The following is a 20,276-nucleotide window of genomic DNA, read 5'->3' as shown; positions in this document are numbered from 1 at the left end:
GATAGGTTCGAGGTGGAAGTGCAGCAATGCATGCAGCTGACGAATACTAATCGGTCGAGGGCTTATCCTAAAATGAACCTAGCTAAAGGTGAAGAGTTTCATATCCAGTTTTGAAGGTGCGATTTGATTTAATTAAAAATCACTCACCTGTGCGTGATTTTTTTTATTGGCCTTTAGCTCAGCTGGTTAGAGCGCACCCCTGATAAGGGTGAGGTCGGTGGTTCGAGTCCACTAAGGCCAACCATTCCCTTCATTCGGGGCCATAGCTCAGCTGGGAGAGCGCCTGCCTTGCAAGCAGGAGGTCAGCGGTTCGATCCCGCTTGGCTCCACCATTTCAATATCAAGGCCCGTTGGTCAAGGGGTTAAGACACCTCCCTTTCACGGAGGTAACAGGGGTTCGAATCCCCTACGGGTCACCATTTTCATGTGGCGGTGTAGCTCAGCTGGCTAGAGCATTCGGTTCATACCCGGAGGGTCGGGGGTTCGAGTCCCTTCGCCGCTACCACATATATGGAGGCTTAGCTCAGCTGGGAGAGCATCTGCCTTACAAGCAGAGGGTCGGCGGTTCGATCCCGTCAGCCTCCACCATAATAGTTTTACAATTGACGCGGGGTGGAGCAGCCCGGTAGCTCGTCGGGCTCATAACCCGAAGGCCGCAGGTTCAAATCCTGCCCCCGCAACCAAATTTTTATCGCGGAGCCGTGGTGTAGAGGCCTAACATGCCTGCCTGTCACGCAGGAGACCGCGGGTTCGAATCCCGTCGGCTCCGCCATTTTTTCAAACTTGCCGCTGTAGCTCAACTGGTAGAGCAACTGACTTGTAATCAGTAGGTTGGGGGTTCAAGTCCTCTCGGCGGCACCATGTTTCATGAGCCATTAGCTCAGTTGGTAGAGCACCTGACTTTTAATCAGGGTGTCGTAGGTTCGAGTCCTACATGGCTCACTTCTTCAAATGCTTGTAAGATCATATGTATCGCGCGCGTATGGCGGAATTGGCAGACGCACCAGACTTAGGATCTGGCGGGCGACCGTGGGGGTTCAAGTCCCTCTACGCGCACCAATATGCGGAAGTGGCTCAGCGGTAGAGCATCGCCTTGCCAAGGCGAGGGTCGCGGGTTCGATTCCCGTCTTCCGCTCCATAATTATGCGCCCTTAGCTCAGCTGGATAGAGCGTTTGACTACGAATCAAAAGGTCAGGAGTTCGAATCTCTTAGGGCGCGCCATTTTTTATCTCGGGATGTAGCTCAGCTTGGTAGAGCACCTGGTTTGGGACCAGGGGGTCGCATGTTCAAATCGTGTCATCCCGACCATTTTTATCATCAGCTGCGGGTGTAGTTCAATGGTAGAACTCCAGCCTTCCAAGCTGATAGCGTGGGTTCGATTCCCATCACCCGCTTTTTATCATATAATGCTAAGCCTTTATCCATTACGGATAAAGGCTTTTTTGCGTTCATTAAAGGTTATTGGTTTCTTAACAATAATTATCTGGAAACATTTGGGCGTGATTTGCGTCAATAGCATATATAGATATTGGCGAAGGCACTCCGAGACGAGAGGCGACACGATTCCACCAGGCGATGCTCGATCGTACGCGATGGTTGGGCCACAGCGTGAGGGGATAGCGAAGGTGGGGTAAAGATGAACTAAAGGGGGTTGCCAATGATCAAGCGTTTGTGGCCGCTGTTCCTGATCGTGGTTGCTTGTACAGTCAGTTATACGTGGAATCGGGCTGAGTATCTGGAACATCAGTTGGAATCACCGCTATTCATTCCCCAATACACCGAACTAAATGGTACAGGTGCACAGCTATTAGATTTTTATTTTTTGGAGAATAATCAGGGCGGGAAGCGAATCTCCTGGGCCACCTTGGAGGTCCCCGAATACGGCCCGGTACGAATACAGGATCTCCCACGGACTTACAGTGATTTTACTTACCAGCAGTTAAAACATATGATGATTTATCTGGAAGACGATCAGGTTAGGGCATTGCGTGAGTCAGGCAGAACTATCACCGAATTAAAAACTTATTACGAAGATGGGACAGCGGCAAGCTTGGCGATCGGGCGAATTTCGCTGGTGCCAGACAAGGTTGTGTCATCACTGCCGCAGGAAGAGAGCCCTTTAACGTCACTCTCCAGTATGAGTACAAGTGATGGACAGGGTGTAATCCGATCAACGGCCGATGAGGCTTTTACCATCACGGAACTTTGTGCGGGAATGAAGAGCCCTGCGGTTGAAGCGTTAAAGCTTAAGTTGTCTATCTCTTCATCAAGTGAAGGGCGTACGGTGGAACGGGAACTGTCGTTTGCCGATTTTCAGGGACCGGTTGAGGTACCGAAAGGTGCTGTTATTACGCTCAAGTATGCGTTCGAATTCCCAGAACTGGCAAGCGTGGAGGCTAGATTTTACTACCGACTGGCTCCTCAGTTGATCGGAAAGACGATTAGCGGTCATGCCTTTCAGACTGGCTTCGTGATCGATTCACCGGTTAACCCGGGGGAAGAGGATCTTCGGCTGTTATCGGGGAAGGCGGGTGATGGCCAATGATACCGGCATGGAAGAAGATCGCCTGGGCGTTGGCGATCCTGTTGGTTGATATTCGAATCAATGGGATCGATCTCGTGTGGGATGTCATCGGATATGTACTCCTCGTTATTGGGGTAAGCGCATTAACTCAAGATACGAGATGGCAAGGGCCTTTTGTTGCGTTGACAATCCTAGCAGGCGGAATGTCCTATGTCATGTGGTTTATCGAAAATGGTCAACAAGGAATAAACGAAACCGAACAGCTTGTTCCGGATATAGGCGTTGTATGTCTCCTCATCGCGATTTTCGCCCATCTCGTGCTCGTCTATCTGCTGTTGATGTTGGCAGGTGGCGGGGTTCTCAAGGGCCAGCCAGCGGTGCCCGAAAGGCGGGATACGATTATGGCGCTCCAGCTTTTCTATATCGTGGTGAATGGCGGGATGCTGATTGCGTTGCCTTTTGCGATGAATCACCACGGGGTTGGGCCGTTGCTTGCTGTGTTTACGTTTTTTGCATTCATTCTGGAAGTGGTCGTGATCATATACTTCTTCCACATCGCGAGTGGGAGAGGAATCCACACAGAAGAGGCTGCGAAGAGCACGAATGAAGATAACTTCCACTCATGACGAAAAGGGCTCCCCTGCGCTGGGAGCCCTTTTCGTCATGGTGAGAGAGAAGAGACTGTTGTGATTATGCGTTGTCCGTAGTTGTGCTGTCTGTTGTGGAAGTTTCGTCGGCTCTAGGACCGCCTTTGCCGCCGTGACCCATGCCGCCACCTTTGAGGGCGAATTCACCGCTCACGAGCTTTTCAGCCTGCTCAGCGACTTTCTCCTTCTGTGCCGTTGCCTGTTCTTCCGTCAGTTTACCGTCGGTGACGGCTTGGTCGATCTGTGCCGTAATGGCTGCTTCCAGCGTGCTGATCAGCGTATCGGTGCTAATTCCTTGCGCCTCAGCGATAGCCGCGATCGTCGTACCGGATTCCAGCTGCGTTCTTAGCTCATCTTCGGTCAGATTCAGAGCCGTAGCAATCGTGCTCAGCTGATGGCCCATGCCAAAACCGTGGCCCTGGTCGCCTTTCAGCGGCTGTTCGCTGTTGATGAGCGTATCGAGATTCGCGTCAAACTGTTCCTTTTCTTTGGTCTGGCGCTCTTGGAATGCCGCGGCCAGAGCAGATTTCAGGGCTTCTTCCGTTACGCCTTGCGCGGTTGCGATCTCAGCGAGCGTGCTGCCGGCTGCAAGTTTCTCATTGAGCGCGTCACGGTCAAGATTAAGCAGCGTTAGGACGGAGTCCGAGATGAATTGTTGGCCGCCGAACCCGCCGCGTCCACCGCGATCGCCGGGCTTCATTCCTTGGTCGGCCTGCTGTACCTGTGCGGTCGTGCTTGTTGCGTCCGTCGTTGTAGTTGTGCTTGTCGCCGCAAATGCGCTCAGTGGAACCATAACCGCCAGTGCTGCTGTCATGCCGATCGTTTTCACATATTTGTTCATATTCATTTCCTCCTAAAGTGGGGTTGTTGGTTGTCGTGTGTTGTCCTGCTGACAAGACTTATTATGAACCCCGTTCCTTAAGCGAAAATGAGATGAACCTAAGCAAAGCATGAAGATACGCTGAGTGTTCCCTGAATGGTGCGGCAATCTGGTTTAGCTTACGTCTGCTCCTTGGACTAGGATCGGCGAGCCACAAATGTACGGAAAGCTTGCTCAGCTGCGTCGGCTAATAGATCGCCGGTCTGCTGCATGGCTTCCTCCAGCGTCATCGGACCGTTGACGATACTGAATGCGCTGGTGAGGCCCGCCTCATATAGAAGAGAGAGGTCTCCGCTCACGGAACCGGCAAGCGCGAGGGCAGGGACATTGTGTCGCTTCGCGATCTGTACGATTCCTAGTAGCGCCTTGCCTGATGCGGTTTGGCTGTCGAGCCTACCCTCGCCCGTGAGGAGGAGATCGGCATCCGCCAGCTGTCGTTCCAGCCCGGCATACTCCGTCACGACATCGATCCCGGGTCGAATGGTGGCCGGGAAGAAGGCGAGGAACGCTCCGCATAAGCCGCCTGCAGCACCTGCACCGGGGAGCCCATGCAGCCGGACGTTCGTTGTGCTGGCGACGATATCCGCCCAGATCGTCATATGTCGTTCCAGCTGGTCGACGATCTCCGGAGATGCGCCTTTCTGCGGACCGTAGACATGCGAAGCGCCTTGAGGGCCGAGCAGCGGATTAAGCACATCACTTGCGATCAAAAATTCGGATTGGGCAATCCGCGAATCCCATTCATCCGTATGGATCGCCGCGATTTCACCCAATTGACCTCCTCCATAGCCAACTGATTCGCCATTGCGATTCACGAGCCGAATGCCGAGCGCTTGCAGCATGCCCGCACCGCCGTCGTTCGTGGCGCTCCCGCCTAGGGCTAGAATAAAGCGGCGGCACCCGTCGTCCAGCGCTTGGCGGATGAGTTGGCCCGTACCATAGGTAGTCGTAATTAGAGGATTGCGCAGCGCCTCGGGTATCAGGCCAAGACCTGAGGCTTGTGCCATCTCAATGACGGCTACGGGACCGTCCATGCTATCTTCATGGATTCGGCCATAGGCAGCGGTTATGGAACGACCGAGCGGATCTTGTACCTCGCACGGAACTCGGGTCCCGCCCGTCGCATTCAGCAGGCATTCGAGCGTACCTTCGCCGCCGTCGGCAAGAGGAACCTCCGCAACAAGCACATCTGGTGCAGCTCGGCGTAATCCAAGCGCGATGGCTTTGGCGGCATCTATAGCGGACAGACTGCCTTTGAAAGAATCCGGGGCAACTACAACTTTCATACGCACAGCACCTCTCGTCCAGAATGCTTTTATTATATCAGGAGGAGAGGGAGAGCATGACAGGGGAAAGGGAGATGACGGAGGAGGGAAGATGACGGTGGTTGGAGTGGGCAAGTGGTGGTGAGGAGCATGGCGGTGGGCAAACGGCCGCATTCGCAACGATCAGCCAAACGAAAATAAAACAAGCGGTACAGAGCCGATGCTCCATACCGCTTGTTTGTTTCCCCGTACGTTATTCCGCGGCAACGTGGCTGCCCCAGATTGAGATTCCCTCAGCTGACATGGCCGTGAAGGTTATCACATAGCTGAGCGTGCCTTCGTCGTATTCGCGGAGGAATACGCCGGTGTAGGTGCTGCCATCGATGACGAGCTCGGCTGTATGCTCATCCGTTAACTTCCATGTGCCGGTGACAGCGCCGGAGACGGTGCCGTCCTCAGCTAGCGTGATCAGCGCAGATTGCTGGATGTCCGCGGTAATCTCTTTGTTATGGTTGACGTATTTGTAATCCCCGGTGATATCCTTCGCTTCGTAGGTTCCGATCGTCTCGCCTCCATAACGGTGAGGAGCGACAACCGGCCAGCCGTCCTCGTTGAAGAACATTTGGTGCACGCGCACCTCGTGCTCCTCGCCGCGGTAAGGGAAGCGTGTGTGGAAGATGAGATAATACTTGCCTTCTTCTTCATCATAGTACGCCGAGTTGTGGCCAGGCGATACGTAACCGTTGCCGCCGCCCGCGGGCTCGCCTTCCACGTTCGTGAATTCAAAGTTGCCCATCAGTTTCGCCCCATATGGTGCATAGGAGGCATCATCGAATGTCGTGCCGTATGCGCCCATCGCGTCAATCAGATCCTTGCCTTCCGAGTCAACGAAAGGACCGTCCGGGTTCTTGGAGCGCGCAACCCGCATGTTATAAGCGCCGTCTGCCGTCAGGCCTCCATAGGAGAGGAACAGGTAGTAATAGTCGGTCTGCGGATTGTACAGCATGTACGGCCCTTCGATCCGGCTATGGTTGCCGCCGAGCAGCTTCTTGCCGTAGCCTTGATCGGGATAAGGCATGCCGGTCTTCGGATCCATCTTCAGAATGAAGATTCCGCCCGAGTAGGAGCCGTACACCATCCACAGATTGCCGTCCTTGTCGAAAAAGGTATCCGGATCGACGACATTCGGATGAATCGTCGCATCATAGATTGTGCCGTCCGCGCCTTGTTCGCCCCACATGCCGGATTTTAGAATAATGCCGAGATCTTTGTACGGGCCTTCAATATTGTCAGCGACGGCCACGCCTAATGCCGAACGGGGCGAGTCGCCTTTGCACGCATTATAGTACATATAGAATTTGCCGTCTTCGAGTTGAATGACGTCGGCTGCCCACAGCGTATCGGTCTCCGCCCAGGCGAAGGTCTCGGCCAACTCTTCCGTTACATTCGGAATGAGGACATTGCCGTCCATGACGCCGGACGAAATTTGCTCCCACGACATCAAATCGTTCGACTTGGCGGAAGCTAGATGAGAGCCGAACACATAATACGTATCGTCGACTTTCACGACGGACGGATCATGGACCGAAACATTTTGGAACACGGGCTCGGCTTGCCCTTCATTCGTTGCGGCTGTATCGTCGGTGCCTTGCTCGCTCGAAGCGGCGTTGTTCGTATTCGATTCTTCCTTAGCAGGTGTATTATTGCTGCAAGCGCTTAGAAAAACAGCCGTCAAGAGCGCAAGCGCGATCGTTTTGGTTTTCATCTATAGACCTCCCTTATGTATACCCTTTCATTGTCGGCAAAATTTCCGTAAGAGTCAATAGTGTTTTTGTGAATATATTAATACTTTTATTTAAGATATTGACGTTGTCCACCTATATCCTACGCAAAACAGCACGAAAAAGGCATGACCCCTGAGGATTCATGCCTTATCGTTAGCAAAAAGGTTAAATTTTGAAGTTCGCGATCGTCTTCTTCAACTGCTCCGCGCTGTCCTTCGTTTCTCCGGCAATCTTCATGACCATGTTCGAGCTTCCGAGTGCCGTGGAGGCCTTATCGGATATCGCTCCGGTGCCGTCGGCCGACTCATTGTTCGCGATCGAAATCTCATTGATCGTCTGGACCATGCTCTGTACCGCCGTGCTCAGCTCATGGGCCGTCGCATTGAAATCGGTCAGCAGATTCTCGTAGAACTCCGCATCCTTATAATATTGCTCGCCGGTCTGTACCATGGCGTTGTAGTCTTTGATGACCGTCTGATCGATGAACTCGAGCATGCCTTCCGAGTTGCTCTTCAAGTTCTGTACCGAGGAGGTCACGACTTGGACAACGTCGCGAATTTTGTTCGCGGATTGACCCGATACTTCAGCAAGCTTGCGGATCTCGTCCGCAACGACGGCGAAACCTCTGCCGGCTTCACCGGCACGCGCTGCTTCGATATTGGCATTGAGCGCAAGAAGATTCGTCTGGGACGTGATCTCCAGGATAGAGCTGGCGAGTACTTGAATTTGCTCCACCGCCTTCGACTGCTCGATGGCATTGCCGAGGCTGGCACGCATCTGAACCCCCATCTGCGTAGCGCGCTCCGACGAAGCGACCGCCGTTTCACGCAGACTTTCGGCACGTTGGCTGACCGATCTGGAGATATCCGCGCCCTGCTTCGCTTTGGTCGACATCGTATCGACCGACTGCTTGATTGCCGTGGACGAATGGCTCATTTCCTCCGTAGAAGCCGCGGTCTCTTGCATCGCCGCTGCCATTTGTTCCGTCGTGCCGGAAACGTCCTCGATCTGATGGTTCAATTCCGACAGATGGCTGTCCACATTGGTCACGGAAGCTCCAAGCTTATCGGACTCCTCCATAATCGTACGGATGGTCGTGCTTACCGACGTCTGCATGGTATTCATGGAACGCATCAGCGAGCCTGTCTCGTCTTTGGCCTGCATGAATTTGGCCGGTATCGGATGGGAGAAATCGCCGCTTGCGATGACTTCCAGACGCTCGGTCGCTACCTTGATCGGCGTCGTGATGCGATAAGCCAAGAGAGCCAGGAGACCGACGAAGATAATAATGCTGCCGACGATTACGCCGATGAGGCCTTGTTTCAGATCCGTCACGCTCTGCATGTACTCGTCGACCGGTTTGAACGAAACGATATACATGCCTTGCTCGGACGACTTCGCATACGCGGCGATCTGCTTCACGCCGTCCACGGTGTAGTAGCCGATGCCGTTCTGATTGGCGAGCACTTCCGCGAAGAATGCGGGCATATCGCCTTCGGCTTCTTGCAAGTTCAGATTTAAGACGAGATCGGCGTTCTCGGAAGCGATGACCATTCCAGCCGAACTAATCATGAACGTCTTGATATTGCCGGCTTGCGTCGTCTTCACGATATTGGCCGACAGATGGCTAAGTTCAATGGAAACCCCTACTGCGACAGGCATGTCGTCGGGCGTATCCATATCCACTTTAGTCATGTGCGCCATCGTAGGTCTTCCAGATACCGGCGAGGCCATCGCTTCGCTTAGCAGCGGGCCATTCTTGAGCGCTTGCACGACCTCATCCGGCATTTGTCCGATATCCGTATTCGTTGGCGTACCGACGGCATCGATGGCCATTTTACCGTTATAGTTCAGGAAAATGTTCTCGTATAAGCCATCGGATTGTGTCAGAATGTCGTTCAAGTAGCTTCTGAGCGCCTCTGCGCTGCCGGCACTTAAGGAACCTGTCGTTACATACTCGGTCATCAAATGACTGACCATCGGATTGCTCGCGATCGATTGAGTCGTATCCGTCAGCGTGCGGAACGCCATATCCATCTGTAAAATTTTCTCGGAAACGATGTTGCTCATCGATTCCTTCGATTCGCTTTCTAGCGCCTTGCTCGAGGTGTTGCTTGCATACCAGAGCGCGATGAGCATCGGAATAATCATGCAAGCCGCGGATGCCAGCAATATCTTCGCAAACAAGCCGCGGAAGTTCGGTCTGCCGAAACGCTTCGTATTCATACGGTACCTCCGTCTTAGTTTAAGGATCTAGGTTGATAGGTAGTTTATCGACAGTAGCCGACACCGTGTTAATAATCGCTCGTCAGTAAAACGATGGAAGCGGGAATAGAAAAAAGCAGCCTCCGAAGCGTGAGCTTCACGAAGGCTGCCGGGCATCTGATTTTAGAATAAGAGGCGAAAAATATTGCGTCTGCGCTTCTGCTGTTTGGGCGCAGGGACAGGCGATTTCTCCCGCGCCGCGGCGGCCATCTGCAAAGGGAGCTGAAGCTGCTCGATGCTGGCGGCCAACTGGCTGACGGTCTGCCGGATATCCTCGAGTTCCTTGCGGTGCTGCAGCAGCTGGATCGACACGATATCGTCGGCTTTTTGCGCGAGGGCATATTCCAGCCGTTCCATCCGGGATAGCAATTGATCGGTCTCGGCAGCCAGACTGTTCGTCATCGTTCCCGCGCCGGTCACGGCGAGTTCAAGCACAGCAATCTCATCCATGCTGCTCGGATCGGGTGAAGACGGCGCTTCGGACGATGGAGCGGATGGAGGAGCTATAGGCAACGGACCAGCATTGGGGGAAAGGGTAATTTCGCTCAATAGCTTACCGGCTTCGATCTGCGTCTGAATGGTGCGCAAATGGTCCATATCCGCTGCTGTGAAGAGGTAGCCGCCCAGGCTGTCGCGCTTAGGCGCAGAAGGAAGAAGCGTAATCCAGCGCCTGATCGTCGTTTGGCTGACACCTAGCTGTACGGACACTTCTCTGGTCTTCAACATTTCCATACCGATCACCTCATTCAACGTCTTTGTCTCACTAATTCGCTCCCTGTAAGCGGCTTCCTGCACGGTAGACAAAGGTAGTGGGCAATCGCTAAAAGAAGTGGTTATACGCAAAAATGAGCGTTTTCGCGCGTAGGCGGTGGCAGTTTCAGTCGGGCTTTGTCCGGATCAGGCGTGAAAAGTGAAAAAAGCCCTATTCGCAGGATGCAAGCTAGTCCAGCTTGGGTTCATGCGGAGATAGGGCTTGATTGCTAGATCTATGCTTCCTGATAAGCAGGCGCGTGAAGCGGGGCTGCGCGGTTCATCCGGGATATGGCGATCCCATGGATGACGAAGAAGCCGACGGATACGAGCGCGGTGAGCACGGCCAACCATGCAACCGGCGTAAGGCCGCCGCCATCGTACATCGTCCCCATCACATAGGGGCCGATGACCCGTCCCGCCGAACCGATTCCCCCGGAGAGCCCGAGGTAGAAAGGCGTCGCTTTACCGGCATGTTCGGATAGGAATGCCGGCATGGCAGGGGCGATCAGCATTTCGCCAAACGTCGCGAGAATCATCCCGAGCACCATGCCCGGGTAGTTATGCATCGTCAGAATGCAGGCATAACCGGCCATGTAGAAAATCGCGCTGGCCGTCATTTGCGCGGTGATGGTCTTCGCCGAATATCGCTTAATGAGGCTGATCAGCGGCTGTGCGACGAAGATCAGAATGCCGTTCAGCGTCCATAGGAAGCCATACATGCGTTTGGGCAGATCCTCGGCGATGATGTAAGGCGACACGCCCGTGTTCCAGATCGAGTTGCCGATGTTGAGCAGCAGGACCGCGATCGACATGAACAGGTAGATCCGAATGTTCCGGATCAGCATCCAGGTACTGATTTTCTCGGCTGCAACGGTTTTGGCCACTGCCGCCGAATTGCCGTCGTTCTCATTCTCCACTTTGCCGAGATAGAAAAAGAAGAAGATCGCGAAAGTACCGGCGGACACGCCGTTCAGCACGAAGCTGAGCGTGTAGGATACATCGGCCAGGAAACCGCTTAACGCGGTGCCAAGCGCGACGCCGATATTGTTCCAGACATAGATGACGTTGAACAGCTCGCCCCGGCGCTCCGGGAACCGAAACCCGATGAAAGCTTGAATGGCTGGCATGGAGAGCGAGTTGAACAGTCCGATCAAGGCCATCATGATCATGAACATCGGCCAGGATTCACTGGCGGCCGGCAGCAGGAATAGACCAAGCGCGTTCATGCCGAGCGCGCCGACGATCAGCGTCTTGACGCCAATGCGATGGTACAAGGCGCCGCCCAGCAGCTGGCCGGATATTCCGCCCAGCGAGTGAATAAGGATGACGAGTCCTGCCGCCTGCATGCTGCGTCCCAGTTCATCGAAGACGAACATCGCGATGAGAGGCCACATGAGCGAACTGCCGGTGGAGTTGATAAGGCTTGCGCCAAGGAAGACGCGGACTTCCTTGGGGTATTTGGCGAGCAGATTCATAAACATTCCTCATATCTAAAAGTAATGTAAAAATATGTAATAAAGTAACATATATACGGATGAATTATTTCATTATAACGGATAATGGATGAACTGAGGTCAGACTTATGCATGAAATTATTATGCAACTTTGTAATGAGCAGGATCGAGAATAGCGTTAATTAGCGGAATATTCGGAAAAACAGTTTGCTTTGCTGGTGAATCTTGGATAGAATAGAGGGTGAAATAATGTTCATTATCCAATTCACATAATTTTAATTTAAATGCTATGATTAGAGGGCGGTTGCCGATGTCTGAGGAACGTTCGGAAGAGAAGTTAGCCAAAATGATCGATGCAGCTAGAATGTACTATCAGTTGGACTATAGCCAGCAGGAGATAGCCAAGCTGTTCGGCGTTTCGCGGCCGACCGTGTCGCGGTTCCTTCAGCAAGCCAAGGATGAGGGCTATGTCCAGATCACGATTAACGACCCGCGTGAGAGCAGCGGCGTGCTGGCTGCCGAGCTGGAGCATAAGTACGGGCTGAAGAAGGCGGTCGTCGTATCCGTGCCCCAGTATGAAGACATAGTCGTCAAGAAATATCTTGGCGAAGCGGCGGCCAAATATCTCGGCGATACCGTCAAGGATGGCGACATCATCGCGACGACTTGGGGGACGACGCTGTACGAAGTGGCGCTCAATCTGCCCGGCAAACATCTGAAGGATGTGAAGGTCGTGCAATTGAACGGCGGGGTCAGCCATTCGGAGACGAGTACGTATGCCCATGAGATCGTGCATCTATTCGGTAAGGCATTTCATACGATTCCGTATTTTATCCCGCTGCCGGCGATTGTCGATCACGCGGTCGTGAAGAAGGCGATCGAGGCCGACCGCCATATCCGCGGTATCTTGGAATTAGGCAAGCAATCGAATATCGCGGTGGTGACGGTAGGTGCGCCTACGGATGATTCAGTGCTCATTAAGGCGAATTATTTCTCGCAGGAGGATCTGAAGCTGATCTATGCGAAGGGAGCGGGCGATATTTGCTCGCGCTATATCGACGTGGAGGGCAAGCTGTGCTCGGCCGAGCTGAGCGAGCGGACGATCGGGATCGATCTGGAGGAGCTGCGCAAGAAGGAGCAGTCGATTCTTGTTGCCGGCGGCAGCAAGAAAATCGATGGCATCCGCGGCGCGCTAAGCGGGCGTTACACGAATGTGCTGATTACGGATTCGTTCACCGCCAAATACTTGTTAGACAACGTGCGTGCTTAAGGCGGCGTGCGATGGAATGAAGGAGCGATTAGAGAATGACGACGAATGCCCAAAACTTGACCGCAGCCGAATTGGCTGCCTATTTTGACCATACCGTGCTGAAGCCGGAGAGCACGAAAGAGATGGTGCTGGCGCTGTGCGAAGAAGCAAAAGCGTACCAGTTCGCAACGGTGTGCGTAAATCCGTTCTGGGTCGCAACGGCGGCAGCTGCCCTGCAGGGCACCGGCGTTGGGATTACGACGGTAGTAGGCTTCCCGCTGGGAGCGACTTCGACGCTGTCGAAAGTGTTGGAGGCGCGCGACGCGATTGCCGCTGGCGCAACCGAAATCGATATGGTGCTGAATGTGGGCGCCTTGAAGTCCGGCATGTATGCTGAAGCGGAGCGGGATATTGCCGAAGTCGCGGCGGCTTGCAAAGGCGTTGCTTCCCTGAAAGTCATCCTCGAGACAGGCCTTCTGACAGACGAAGAGAAAGTCAAAGCTTGCGAGCTGTGCGTAGCGGGCGGCGCGGACTTCGTCAAAACGTCCACGGGCTTCGGCCCAGGCGGCGCAACGGTCGAAGATATCGCGTTGATGCGCAAAACCGTCGGCCCGAATCTCGGCGTCAAAGCCTCGGGAGGCGTTCGCAACCTTGAGACCGTGCGCGCGCTCATCGAAGCGGGCGCAACGCGGATCGGAGCCAGCGCCAGCGTAGCGATCGTACAAGGCCTGCAAGGCGAAGGTTATTAATCTAAGCTTGCGAAGCCAAGCAACAAGAAAGCCGCTGCCCCAAGCAGCAGGCTTTTTTGTTTTTTAAAGGGGGTCCACAAAGTGGGCGCCCCAAGAAACGTAAAGCGTGTCCACGGAGTGGACGTCAAGCGAGAGTCAGCACGTATAAAGGTACTATGCACGTTGTAGAGGTCTGCTCCCCCAAGGCACCACAGTAACGAACGAAGCTCGAACGGGAGCTTTGTCGCGGCGGGTTGGACGTCAAGTCCGATCCACCACGACAAAAGCGGGTCAACGCCGAACAATTTATCGAAGACGGCCGCGTAACGAGCCACGCTAATTCCGGGCGTCCAGAGGGCCGGGGCCCTCTGGTTCCCCTCCAATGGAGGGGGAAGGGGGAGGATAAACAAAGGGGTTCATAGGGGCGGAGCCCTAATCTTCCAATAGCGGGAGTCCGAGGGCGGCGAGCCCGCGAGTCCCTTCCAAAGGAGGGTAAAGGAGGACCGCCCGCGCATACTTTGCTATCGCTTTACACAAGATTGTTTTGACAATATAGCGCGGGCTCTGCTAAAGTCATTGTTAGCGGACAACTGTCCGCTCTTATATTGACGCTTGCGGACAGTTGTCCGCAGGGGGAGTCGGTACAAATAAGGAGGAACTAGCTTGAATGCCGGTACTGTAGAGACAAACGCTTCATCCTTGGATTTGAGTAAAATTAAGAGAGGGCCGATTGTTGCCGCGCTGATCATTGGCGCATTCGTGGCGATTCTTAACGAGACGCTGCTTAACATCGCGTTCCCAGATCTGATGATCGAATTTAATGTGACCGCGGCTACGATCCAGTGGCTGTCGACGGCTTACATGCTCGTAATCGGGATTCTGGTCCCTGTAACGGCCTTGCTGCAACAGTGGTTTACAACAAGGCAAATGTTTTTGTCGGCAATGATTTTATTCCTGGTCGGTACCATCATATGCGGCGTGACGCCTTCGTTCGAAGTGCTCCTCGTCGGCCGTGTTATTCAAGCCATCGGCACGGGACTTATGCTGCCGGTTATGATGAACACGATTCTTGCGATCTACCCGCCAGAGAGCCGCGGCGGCGCGATGGGCATGATCGGTCTTGTTATTATGTTCGGTCCTGCGATCGGCCCGACGCTGGCTGGTTTGCTTATCGATCAGCTGGATTGGCGCTGGTTGTTCTATGCGGTTATTCCGCTGGCCGCTTTTTCGGTTATTTTCGCTTTCGCCTATTTGAAGAACGTCTCCGATCTGACGAAGCCAAAAGTGGATATCATCTCGATTCTGCTCTCGACGATCGGCTTCGGCGGCATTGTATACAGCTTCAGTAAATCCGGCGAGATCGGCTGGGGCGATCCGGAGGTATACTGGACGCTGACGGCGGGGATTGTCGGTCTTATTCTGTTCATCTGGCGCCAGCTCGTCGTGAAGGAGCCGATCCTGGATCTTCGCGCATTCAAATATCCGATGTTCTCGCTTGTTACGGTTCTGATGCTGGTCATGATGATGACGATGTTCTCGACGATGATCATCATGCCGATCTTCTTGCAAAGCGTATTGCTGATGACGGCGTTCAAAGCCGGTCTGACGCTGATGCCAGGCGGTATCGTCAACGGTATCATGGCGCCTGTTGCAGGTAAGCTGTTCGATAAATTCGGTCCTAAAGTGCTCGTTATCCCGGGTCTCGTGCTCATTACGATCGCGACATGGCTGTTCTCCGGCCTGACGGCGGATTGGGGCAGCGGTCACGTCATCGCAGTACATATCGTGCTGTTGGTCGGGATTTCGCTTGTCATGATGCCTGCGCAAACAACGGCGCTGAACCAATTGCCGCGCCAGTTGTATCCGCACGGTACGGCGATCATGAACACGCTGCAGCAAGTGGCGGGCGCCATCGGTACGGCCTTGTTCATCAGTATCATGTCTTCGGGCACCAAAGACTACATCGCCGGTTCGAAGGATCCGTCCAATCCGGCTGAAGTTGTGCAAGGTCTGGTTGCCGGCATGAATGACGCTTTCGTCATTGCCCTGGTTATTTCGGTCCTTGCGCTGATTCTCGGCGTATTCATTAAACGTACCGAAGCTCCGAAAGAAGAAGTGAAGAAGGCCGTCTAGACGGCCTTTCTACACGTAGAGGAATCATTCACGCATAAAGGGAAGTGAAACGCTATGGCGGACGGTAACGATGAACATGGCGCCGAGATTCTCAAGCAGGCCCAGGCATTGTTTTCCGAGCTCGGCGTGGAGGCAGTCAGCATGCATCAGGTTGCCAAAGCGGCTGGGGTCGGGCAAGCTACGCTATACCGGCGTTACCCGAACAAAGGTAACCTGTGCATGGCGCTGATGAAGGCGAAGTTCGATCAACTGATGGCGGAGATGAAGCAGGACTTGGAGGAGAGTAGCGATCTGCCTGTCCGAGAACGGTTATCTCGGTTCATGACGAGGCAGATTCTCTTTGCCCACCGGGATATCGAATGGATGAAGGAAGTGTTCCGCTCCTGCAAGCTGAAGGATGTGCGGGAGAATGTATTCGAAGCGCCGCCCTTCAAGTTTCTCTATTCGAACATCCTGCAGCTGCTCGAGGAGGCCAGTGGCCGCGGTGAGCTCATTGCGCTTGACCCGCCGTTCGCGGCAAGCCTAATTACGGCCTCCATTACTCCAGAGCTGCTCTTCTACTGGGATGAGAAAGGCTATACCGCCGAAGAGATTGCCAAGCAATATACGCAGACCTTCATTGCACCGCTGTTCGTATCGTAGTGTAGACTAACCGACCAAAAGAGGCTTCCGCTCGTCATCGCGGTGACGAGCAGGAAGCCTCTTTTGGTTTGAAGGGTCGAGTTAAGTTTTTAGTCGATGAATCTAATCGTACATAAGACGTTATGACGGCAAATAAGGTTAGACAAGGTGTTTCGTATAAGCCGAGATATCCATACCCAGCGCGTCTGCCAGCTTCTGGCCAAGCACGGCGTCAGCGCGGAAGAAATTGCAGATGGCCAATAGCTTCGTGCGTTCAGCCACCGAGGACAGATCACCCGCCAAGTTGCGGATGAGCGCTTCCTTCTCGGAATCGGAGTAACGGTTGAATACTTCGCCGGCTTGGCCAAAATCGTTCGTCTTGGCGATCTTCTGGCGGCCTGCCTGCCCTTGAAGCGGGGTAGGCGCTTCTTGGTACGCCGGATCTTGCTTCGGCGTATCCTGATAACGGTTCGGTTCATAATTAATGTGATGCGACTGCTGCTTGAATGCCATCGCGCCGTCGCGCTGGTTGTTGGCAACCTGTGCGAACGGGCAGTTGATTGGCAGCTGCAGGTAGTTCGTACCGATCCGGTAACGCTGCGTATCCGAGTAGGAGAAGAGGCGGCCTTGAAGCAGCTTGTCTTCCGAAGGTTCGATGCCCGGTACGACAACGCCCGGGTTGAAGCCGACTTGTTCCGTCTCAGCGAATACGTTCTCAGGGTTGCGGTTCAGCGTCATCGTGCCGACCAGCTGATACGGGATGACATCCTCGAACCAATCTTTCGTCGGGTCAAGCGGGTCAAAATCGAAGTTATCCATGTCAGCCGGATCGAGAACTTGCACGTACAGATCCCACTCCGGATAGTCGCCGCGCTCGATCGCTTCGTAGAGGTCACGGCTCGCATGGTTGAAGTCGTGCGCCTGAATCGCCGACGCTTCGTCACCGGACAGATTTCTGACGCCTTGCTTGGGCACCCAGCGCATCTTCGTGTAGACCGTGTTGCCGTGCGCGTTGATCCATTTGAACGCATGAACGCCTGATCCGCGCATCTCGCGGTAGTTCGCCGGGATGCCTTCGTCCGAGAACAGATGCACGAGCATGTTCGTCGATTCCGGCGTCAGCGACATGAAGTCCCAATAACGGTCGGCCGTCTGCAGATTATTGCGCGGGTCCGGCTTCAAGGAGTGGACCATGTCCGGGAATTTCATCGCGTCGCGGATAAAGAAGACCGGCAGATTATTGCCGACAAAATCGTAGTTGCCTTCCGTTGTATAAAATTTTATGGCAAAGCCGCGCGGGTCGCGAAGCGTCTCCGGCGAATGCAAGCCGTGGATAACGGTCGAGAAACGGACGAATACCGGCGTCTCGGTGCCCTCTTCCTGGAGGAAAGCAGCTTTGGTGTAGCGCTTCATGCTGGTAGTTAATTTGAATACGCCATGCGCGCCGGCGCCACGGGCATGTACGACGCGCTCAGGAGTACGCTCCCGGTCAAAATGCGCGAGCTTCTCGAGCAGTTGATAATCTTCCAGCAGCGTTGGTCCGCGCTGGCCGGCTGTTCTGGAGTTCTGGTTGTCGCCGATCGGGACGCCTTGTCCGGTTGTCAGTCTTGTCATATATACCTCTCCTCATCATCTCGTGATTACGTAGTAAGCAGCAGGGTTGTACATCCTGCTGAGAATGAATTTCACTTGTCATGCACTTAATTTACGGGATGAGGGTTATTATAGTCAATACTTTTTTATAATAATTATAAATTAATATTGATTTCATACATGTATATCCTATAAAATGATAATAGGAAAGGGGAGGCGATAAACATGCATCAGGACATGGAATCCGTTCTCGAACAGCTAAGAGCGAAGGGGCTTCGTCTCACTCCCCAACGGGTCGAGGTTATTGCGCTGCTCTATCAATTGTCACATCCTACCGCAGAGCAAGTCTATTCGCTCATGGCCAAGAAGTTTCCTTATGTCAGCCAGACGACGGTATACAGCACGCTTAAGCTTCTGAAGGATCAGGGGATCGTAAATGAATTAACGTATGGCGACCGCTCCAGCCATTTTGAATTGACCGAGGACGAGCATGCGCATTTCAATTGCAAAGTGTGCGGCGGAATTTATGATGTCGATGTGAAAGAGGCGGAGAAGCTCAATACGATGATCAAGACGGACGAACAATTCGAAGTTGATTTTGTGCGCGTGGAGTTTTATGGCACATGCAAGGCTTGTTTGACTGCGTAGCGATTGGGATCTGCACCTGAATGGCTACTCAATGAATGAAGATTCACGAATAGTTTCAGCGGGATGCCCCATACTGATGGATGCAGACTTAGGCGGGGCGGGGTGATCCCAATTGCAATTGCATGACAATTCCTGGTGGTATCTAGGGTTAGCGTTCGTAAGCGTAATCACTTTAGCAACGATGTTCTTTCACTTGAGAGACTGGAACGTATTCGTGCTGTACCTAATCATGGTCGGTTACGGCTATTTGATCGAGTTCATCATTTATATCTTATTAGGCAGCTATCAGTATTACCCCAAAATCATGCCGAAGCAGCCGTATTTCGATAGCAATCTGGGGGCGATCGCCTCCAATTTCCTGTCGCTGCCGGTGTCGGCCGTCATGATCGCCATGTATCGGCTAGGCTGGGGGACAATCGCGCTGTGCGTACTCTTGTTCGCAGGCATCGAATGGCTATTCGTCGAGCTCGGCATCTACCGCCATAATTGGTGGCATATCGGCTATACCTCATTAGGCCTGCCCACCTATTATCTGATCGCCAAATGTTGGAGCCGATGGCTGAAGAATCCGCTCAAGGGCTTTCGTAAGGCTGTGCTGCTCTTTTTCATCATCGGCACGATTACGAGCAACTTTCAAGTCCTGGGATTCATGATTCTGCAGACGCGCAGCTATCATGTAGGATGGTTCGCGGATCCGGCGCATGATACGACGGCCTTCGCCGCGGTCTATTATTTGTCGGTCAGCCTGTTCTTCACTCTGGTGCTTATGCTTCGGAACACTTACCCGAAAATCAAATTCATTCTCGCCATGGCGTTCGTCTTGAGCGTAAGCCTGACCCTTAAGCATATAGGAATCATTAAAGTGCATGTCTGGTGGGATTTGCCCTTTATGCTTGTGGCTTGCTCGCTAGCGTTATGGCTGTCGGGTCTGGCGGCCGCGCGGCTTTCACGTGAACGGCATGCCTGGCGATAAAATAAAGAAGAGCAGCGCCCCAAGGCGCTGCTCTTCCCCTATTCGAATAAGTCCATCATTACGCGTATTGCGCGAATACGCTGCTTGCCACGATCTCATGGAGCTCGGCGAGCTGCGCTTCGAATTGCGCTTGGCTGATGCTTCCCGCTTGCAGCCGCTCCTGCAATTGGAGCGCCAGCTGGGCGACTTGCAGCTGAATCAGCTGATCGATATCTGCGCTGTTGCTGCTGGCAATGTCCGCGAGCGAGCTGCCGTTATAGAGCGCATCCTTCACTTCTTCCGCAGAATCGGCGCCGAGCACGCGGACGAACAACGTTTCTTCCGCTTCGCTTGGCACGCTGGATTGCAGACCGGCTTCCTTCGCCTTGACGGGAAGGGGGCTTGCGCTGGCACGGTCAGGCATCAGCCCGCCGAGCGAAATCGCTGCTGATAACGCGGCAATCATAAACATGCGCTTGGAATTGATCATATCGTAATTGCACCTACTTTGACGTTTATGTATGCGTCTGATTACGCATCGAGTGTGAGAGATCGGGGCAACGGGCGTCGGTGACTGGCCGATCGCGTTCGTAAGCGTTCGGATTTCATGTGGTTTAACTATCCTCATCATAGCCTCCAATTATTAAACCAACATGAACGCCATCTAAACATCCAATGAAATCTACGCTTGTTCGGCTTATTGCTCCCGTTGATTCATCTGTTTCTTGAACCATTCTTAAGTAGCGGCAACAGGTTCACAAAAGTCGCACTAATCCGAA

At 53.6% G+C, this 20,276-nt stretch carries 16 protein-coding genes and 14 tRNA genes; 22 read left to right on the top strand and 8 right to left on the bottom strand.

Features of this window, described 5'->3' with window-relative positions:
• Positions 1 to 167 precede the first annotated feature (167 nt).
• The 16 genes from FHS18_RS21755 (at position 168) to FHS18_RS21680 (ending at position 3,151) form a co-directional block, all read left to right on the top strand.
• Positions 168 to 244 (top strand) — tRNA-Ile (locus tag FHS18_RS21755).
• 12 nt (positions 245 to 256) lie between these two features.
• Positions 257 to 332, top strand: a tRNA-Ala gene (locus FHS18_RS21750).
• A gap of 12 nt (positions 333 to 344) precedes the next feature.
• A tRNA-Glu gene (locus FHS18_RS21745) sits at positions 345 to 419 on the top strand.
• A gap of 9 nt (positions 420 to 428) precedes the next feature.
• A tRNA-Met gene (locus FHS18_RS21740) sits at positions 429 to 505 on the top strand.
• A gap of 7 nt (positions 506 to 512) precedes the next feature.
• A tRNA-Val gene (locus tag FHS18_RS21735) sits at positions 513 to 588 on the top strand.
• Between the two features lie 18 nt (positions 589 to 606).
• Positions 607 to 683: transfer RNA gene (locus FHS18_RS21730), tRNA-Met, on the top strand.
• 12 nt (positions 684 to 695) lie between these two features.
• A tRNA-Asp gene (locus FHS18_RS21725) sits at positions 696 to 772 on the top strand.
• Positions 773 to 785: 13 nt separating this feature from the next.
• Positions 786 to 861 (top strand) — tRNA-Thr (locus FHS18_RS21720).
• Between the two features lie 8 nt (positions 862 to 869).
• A tRNA-Lys gene (locus tag FHS18_RS21715) sits at positions 870 to 942 on the top strand.
• Positions 943 to 976: 34 nt separating this feature from the next.
• A tRNA-Leu gene (locus FHS18_RS21710) sits at positions 977 to 1,059 on the top strand.
• A gap of 4 nt (positions 1,060 to 1,063) precedes the next feature.
• A tRNA-Gly gene (locus FHS18_RS21705) sits at positions 1,064 to 1,138 on the top strand.
• 7 nt (positions 1,139 to 1,145) lie between these two features.
• A tRNA-Arg gene (locus FHS18_RS21700) sits at positions 1,146 to 1,222 on the top strand.
• 10 nt (positions 1,223 to 1,232) lie between these two features.
• Positions 1,233 to 1,309: transfer RNA gene (locus tag FHS18_RS21695), tRNA-Pro, on the top strand.
• A gap of 15 nt (positions 1,310 to 1,324) precedes the next feature.
• Positions 1,325 to 1,395 (top strand) — tRNA-Gly (locus tag FHS18_RS21690).
• 263 nt (positions 1,396 to 1,658) lie between these two features.
• Positions 1,659 to 2,546, top strand: coding sequence for a hypothetical protein (locus tag FHS18_RS21685; protein ID WP_183602470.1), 888 nt, complete (start codon positions 1,659 to 1,661; stop codon positions 2,544 to 2,546).
• A complete protein-coding gene (locus tag FHS18_RS21680) occupies positions 2,543 to 3,151 on the top strand; it encodes a hypothetical protein (protein ID WP_183602469.1) in 609 nt (202 codons plus the stop codon). The genes FHS18_RS21685 and FHS18_RS21680 overlap by 4 nt, the downstream gene beginning before the upstream one ends.
• Before the next feature lie 64 nt (positions 3,152 to 3,215).
• Here the strand turns inward: FHS18_RS21680 and FHS18_RS21675 are convergent, their stop codons facing one another.
• The 6 genes from FHS18_RS21675 to FHS18_RS21650 form a co-directional block, all read right to left on the bottom strand.
• A complete protein-coding gene (locus tag FHS18_RS21675) occupies positions 3,216 to 4,013 on the bottom strand; it encodes a hypothetical protein (RefSeq protein WP_183602468.1) in 798 nt (265 codons plus the stop codon).
• 176 nt (positions 4,014 to 4,189) lie between these two features.
• Positions 4,190 to 5,338 carry a glycerate kinase family protein gene (locus FHS18_RS21670; RefSeq protein ID WP_183602467.1) on the bottom strand — a complete coding sequence of 383 codons (1,149 nt, stop codon included), beginning with the start codon at positions 5,336 to 5,338 and terminating at the stop codon, positions 4,190 to 4,192.
• A gap of 232 nt (positions 5,339 to 5,570) precedes the next feature.
• On the bottom strand, positions 5,571 to 7,082 hold the full coding sequence (gene abnB / locus FHS18_RS21665) for an arabinan endo-1,5-alpha-L-arabinosidase AbnB (protein ID WP_183602466.1): 1,512 nt from the start codon (positions 7,080 to 7,082) through the stop codon (positions 5,571 to 5,573).
• A 184-nt stretch (positions 7,083 to 7,266) separates the two neighbouring features.
• On the bottom strand, positions 7,267 to 9,327 hold the full coding sequence (locus FHS18_RS21660) for a methyl-accepting chemotaxis protein (RefSeq protein WP_183602465.1): 2,061 nt from the start codon (positions 9,325 to 9,327) through the stop codon (positions 7,267 to 7,269).
• Between the two features lie 162 nt (positions 9,328 to 9,489).
• Positions 9,490 to 10,098, bottom strand: coding sequence for a MerR family transcriptional regulator (locus FHS18_RS21655; protein WP_183602464.1), 609 nt, complete (start codon positions 10,096 to 10,098; stop codon positions 9,490 to 9,492).
• Positions 10,099 to 10,352: 254 nt separating this feature from the next.
• Entirely contained in the window at positions 10,353 to 11,594 is a 1,242-nt protein-coding gene (locus FHS18_RS21650; RefSeq protein WP_183602463.1) for an MFS transporter, read from the bottom strand.
• A gap of 289 nt (positions 11,595 to 11,883) precedes the next feature.
• Between FHS18_RS21650 and deoR the strand changes: the two genes are divergently transcribed.
• The 4 genes from deoR (at position 11,884) to FHS18_RS21630 (ending at position 16,325) form a co-directional block, all read left to right on the top strand.
• Positions 11,884 to 12,843, top strand: a complete 960-nt coding sequence (gene deoR / locus FHS18_RS21645; protein ID WP_183602462.1) for a DNA-binding transcriptional repressor DeoR — start codon at positions 11,884 to 11,886, stop codon at positions 12,841 to 12,843.
• A gap of 35 nt (positions 12,844 to 12,878) precedes the next feature.
• Positions 12,879 to 13,571 (top strand): deoxyribose-phosphate aldolase, encoded by a 693-nt coding sequence (gene deoC, locus FHS18_RS21640; RefSeq protein WP_183602461.1) that lies wholly within the window; start codon positions 12,879 to 12,881, stop codon positions 13,569 to 13,571.
• Between the two features lie 642 nt (positions 13,572 to 14,213).
• The gene (locus FHS18_RS21635) at positions 14,214 to 15,683 is read left to right on the top strand and encodes an MDR family MFS transporter (RefSeq protein WP_183602460.1); all 1,470 of its coding nucleotides are present in this window, start codon (positions 14,214 to 14,216) and stop codon (positions 15,681 to 15,683) included.
• 54 nt (positions 15,684 to 15,737) lie between these two features.
• Positions 15,738 to 16,325: a TetR/AcrR family transcriptional regulator gene (locus FHS18_RS21630; RefSeq protein ID WP_183602459.1), complete on the top strand. Its 588-nt coding sequence runs from the start codon at positions 15,738 to 15,740 to the stop codon at positions 16,323 to 16,325.
• Between the two features lie 138 nt (positions 16,326 to 16,463).
• On the opposite strand, the gene FHS18_RS21625 is transcribed toward FHS18_RS21630, so the two are convergent.
• Entirely contained in the window at positions 16,464 to 17,918 is a 1,455-nt protein-coding gene (locus FHS18_RS21625) for a catalase (RefSeq protein WP_183602458.1), read from the bottom strand.
• Positions 17,919 to 18,122: 204 nt separating this feature from the next.
• Here FHS18_RS21625 and FHS18_RS21620 point away from each other — a divergent pair, with 204 nt between their 5' ends.
• Together FHS18_RS21620 and FHS18_RS21615 are read left to right on the top strand one after the other, a co-directional pair.
• Positions 18,123 to 18,545: a Fur family transcriptional regulator gene (locus FHS18_RS21620; protein ID WP_183602457.1), complete on the top strand. Its 423-nt coding sequence runs from the start codon at positions 18,123 to 18,125 to the stop codon at positions 18,543 to 18,545.
• A 193-nt stretch (positions 18,546 to 18,738) separates the two neighbouring features.
• Positions 18,739 to 19,518: a hypothetical protein gene (locus FHS18_RS21615; protein WP_183602456.1), complete on the top strand. Its 780-nt coding sequence runs from the start codon at positions 18,739 to 18,741 to the stop codon at positions 19,516 to 19,518.
• A 58-nt stretch (positions 19,519 to 19,576) separates the two neighbouring features.
• Here FHS18_RS21615 and FHS18_RS21610 read toward each other — a convergent pair whose 3' ends face one another.
• Entirely contained in the window at positions 19,577 to 19,987 is a 411-nt protein-coding gene (locus FHS18_RS21610) for a hypothetical protein (RefSeq protein ID WP_183602455.1), read from the bottom strand.
• Positions 19,988 to 20,276 lie beyond the last annotated feature (289 nt).

The sequence above is a fragment of the Paenibacillus phyllosphaerae genome, from assembly GCF_014192105.1.
Taxonomy (GTDB): domain Bacteria; phylum Bacillota; class Bacilli; order Paenibacillales; family Paenibacillaceae; genus Paenibacillus_Z; species Paenibacillus_Z phyllosphaerae.
Note: the sequence above shows the minus strand (reverse complement) of the source record. Positions and strands in the feature narration are given on the sequence as shown.

Excerpts from the sequence above, each read along its gene's own strand:
- FHS18_RS21620 (WP_183602457.1), top strand. The coding sequence starts at position 18,123 with ATGCATCAGGACATGGAATCCGTTCTCGAACAGCTAAGAGCGAAGGGG.
- FHS18_RS21610 (WP_183602455.1), bottom strand. The coding sequence starts at position 19,987 with ATGATCAATTCCAAGCGCATGTTTATGATTGCCGCGTTATCAGCAGCG.
- FHS18_RS21655 (WP_183602464.1), bottom strand. The coding sequence starts at position 10,098 with ATGGAAATGTTGAAGACCAGAGAAGTGTCCGTACAGCTAGGTGTCAGC.
- deoR (WP_183602462.1), top strand. The coding sequence starts at position 11,884 with ATGTCTGAGGAACGTTCGGAAGAGAAGTTAGCCAAAATGATCGATGCA.
- abnB (WP_183602466.1), bottom strand. The coding sequence starts at position 7,082 with ATGAAAACCAAAACGATCGCGCTTGCGCTCTTGACGGCTGTTTTTCTA.
- FHS18_RS21670 (WP_183602467.1), bottom strand. The coding sequence starts at position 5,338 with ATGAAAGTTGTAGTTGCCCCGGATTCTTTCAAAGGCAGTCTGTCCGCT.
- FHS18_RS21685 (WP_183602470.1), top strand. The coding sequence starts at position 1,659 with ATGATCAAGCGTTTGTGGCCGCTGTTCCTGATCGTGGTTGCTTGTACA.
- deoC (WP_183602461.1), top strand. The coding sequence starts at position 12,879 with ATGACGACGAATGCCCAAAACTTGACCGCAGCCGAATTGGCTGCCTAT.
- FHS18_RS21630 (WP_183602459.1), top strand. The coding sequence starts at position 15,738 with ATGGCGGACGGTAACGATGAACATGGCGCCGAGATTCTCAAGCAGGCC.
- FHS18_RS21675 (WP_183602468.1), bottom strand. The coding sequence starts at position 4,013 with ATGAACAAATATGTGAAAACGATCGGCATGACAGCAGCACTGGCGGTT.
- FHS18_RS21680 (WP_183602469.1), top strand. The coding sequence starts at position 2,543 with ATGATACCGGCATGGAAGAAGATCGCCTGGGCGTTGGCGATCCTGTTG.
- FHS18_RS21625 (WP_183602458.1), bottom strand. The coding sequence starts at position 17,918 with ATGACAAGACTGACAACCGGACAAGGCGTCCCGATCGGCGACAACCAG.
- FHS18_RS21660 (WP_183602465.1), bottom strand. The coding sequence starts at position 9,327 with ATGAATACGAAGCGTTTCGGCAGACCGAACTTCCGCGGCTTGTTTGCG.
- FHS18_RS21650 (WP_183602463.1), bottom strand. The coding sequence starts at position 11,594 with ATGAATCTGCTCGCCAAATACCCCAAGGAAGTCCGCGTCTTCCTTGGC.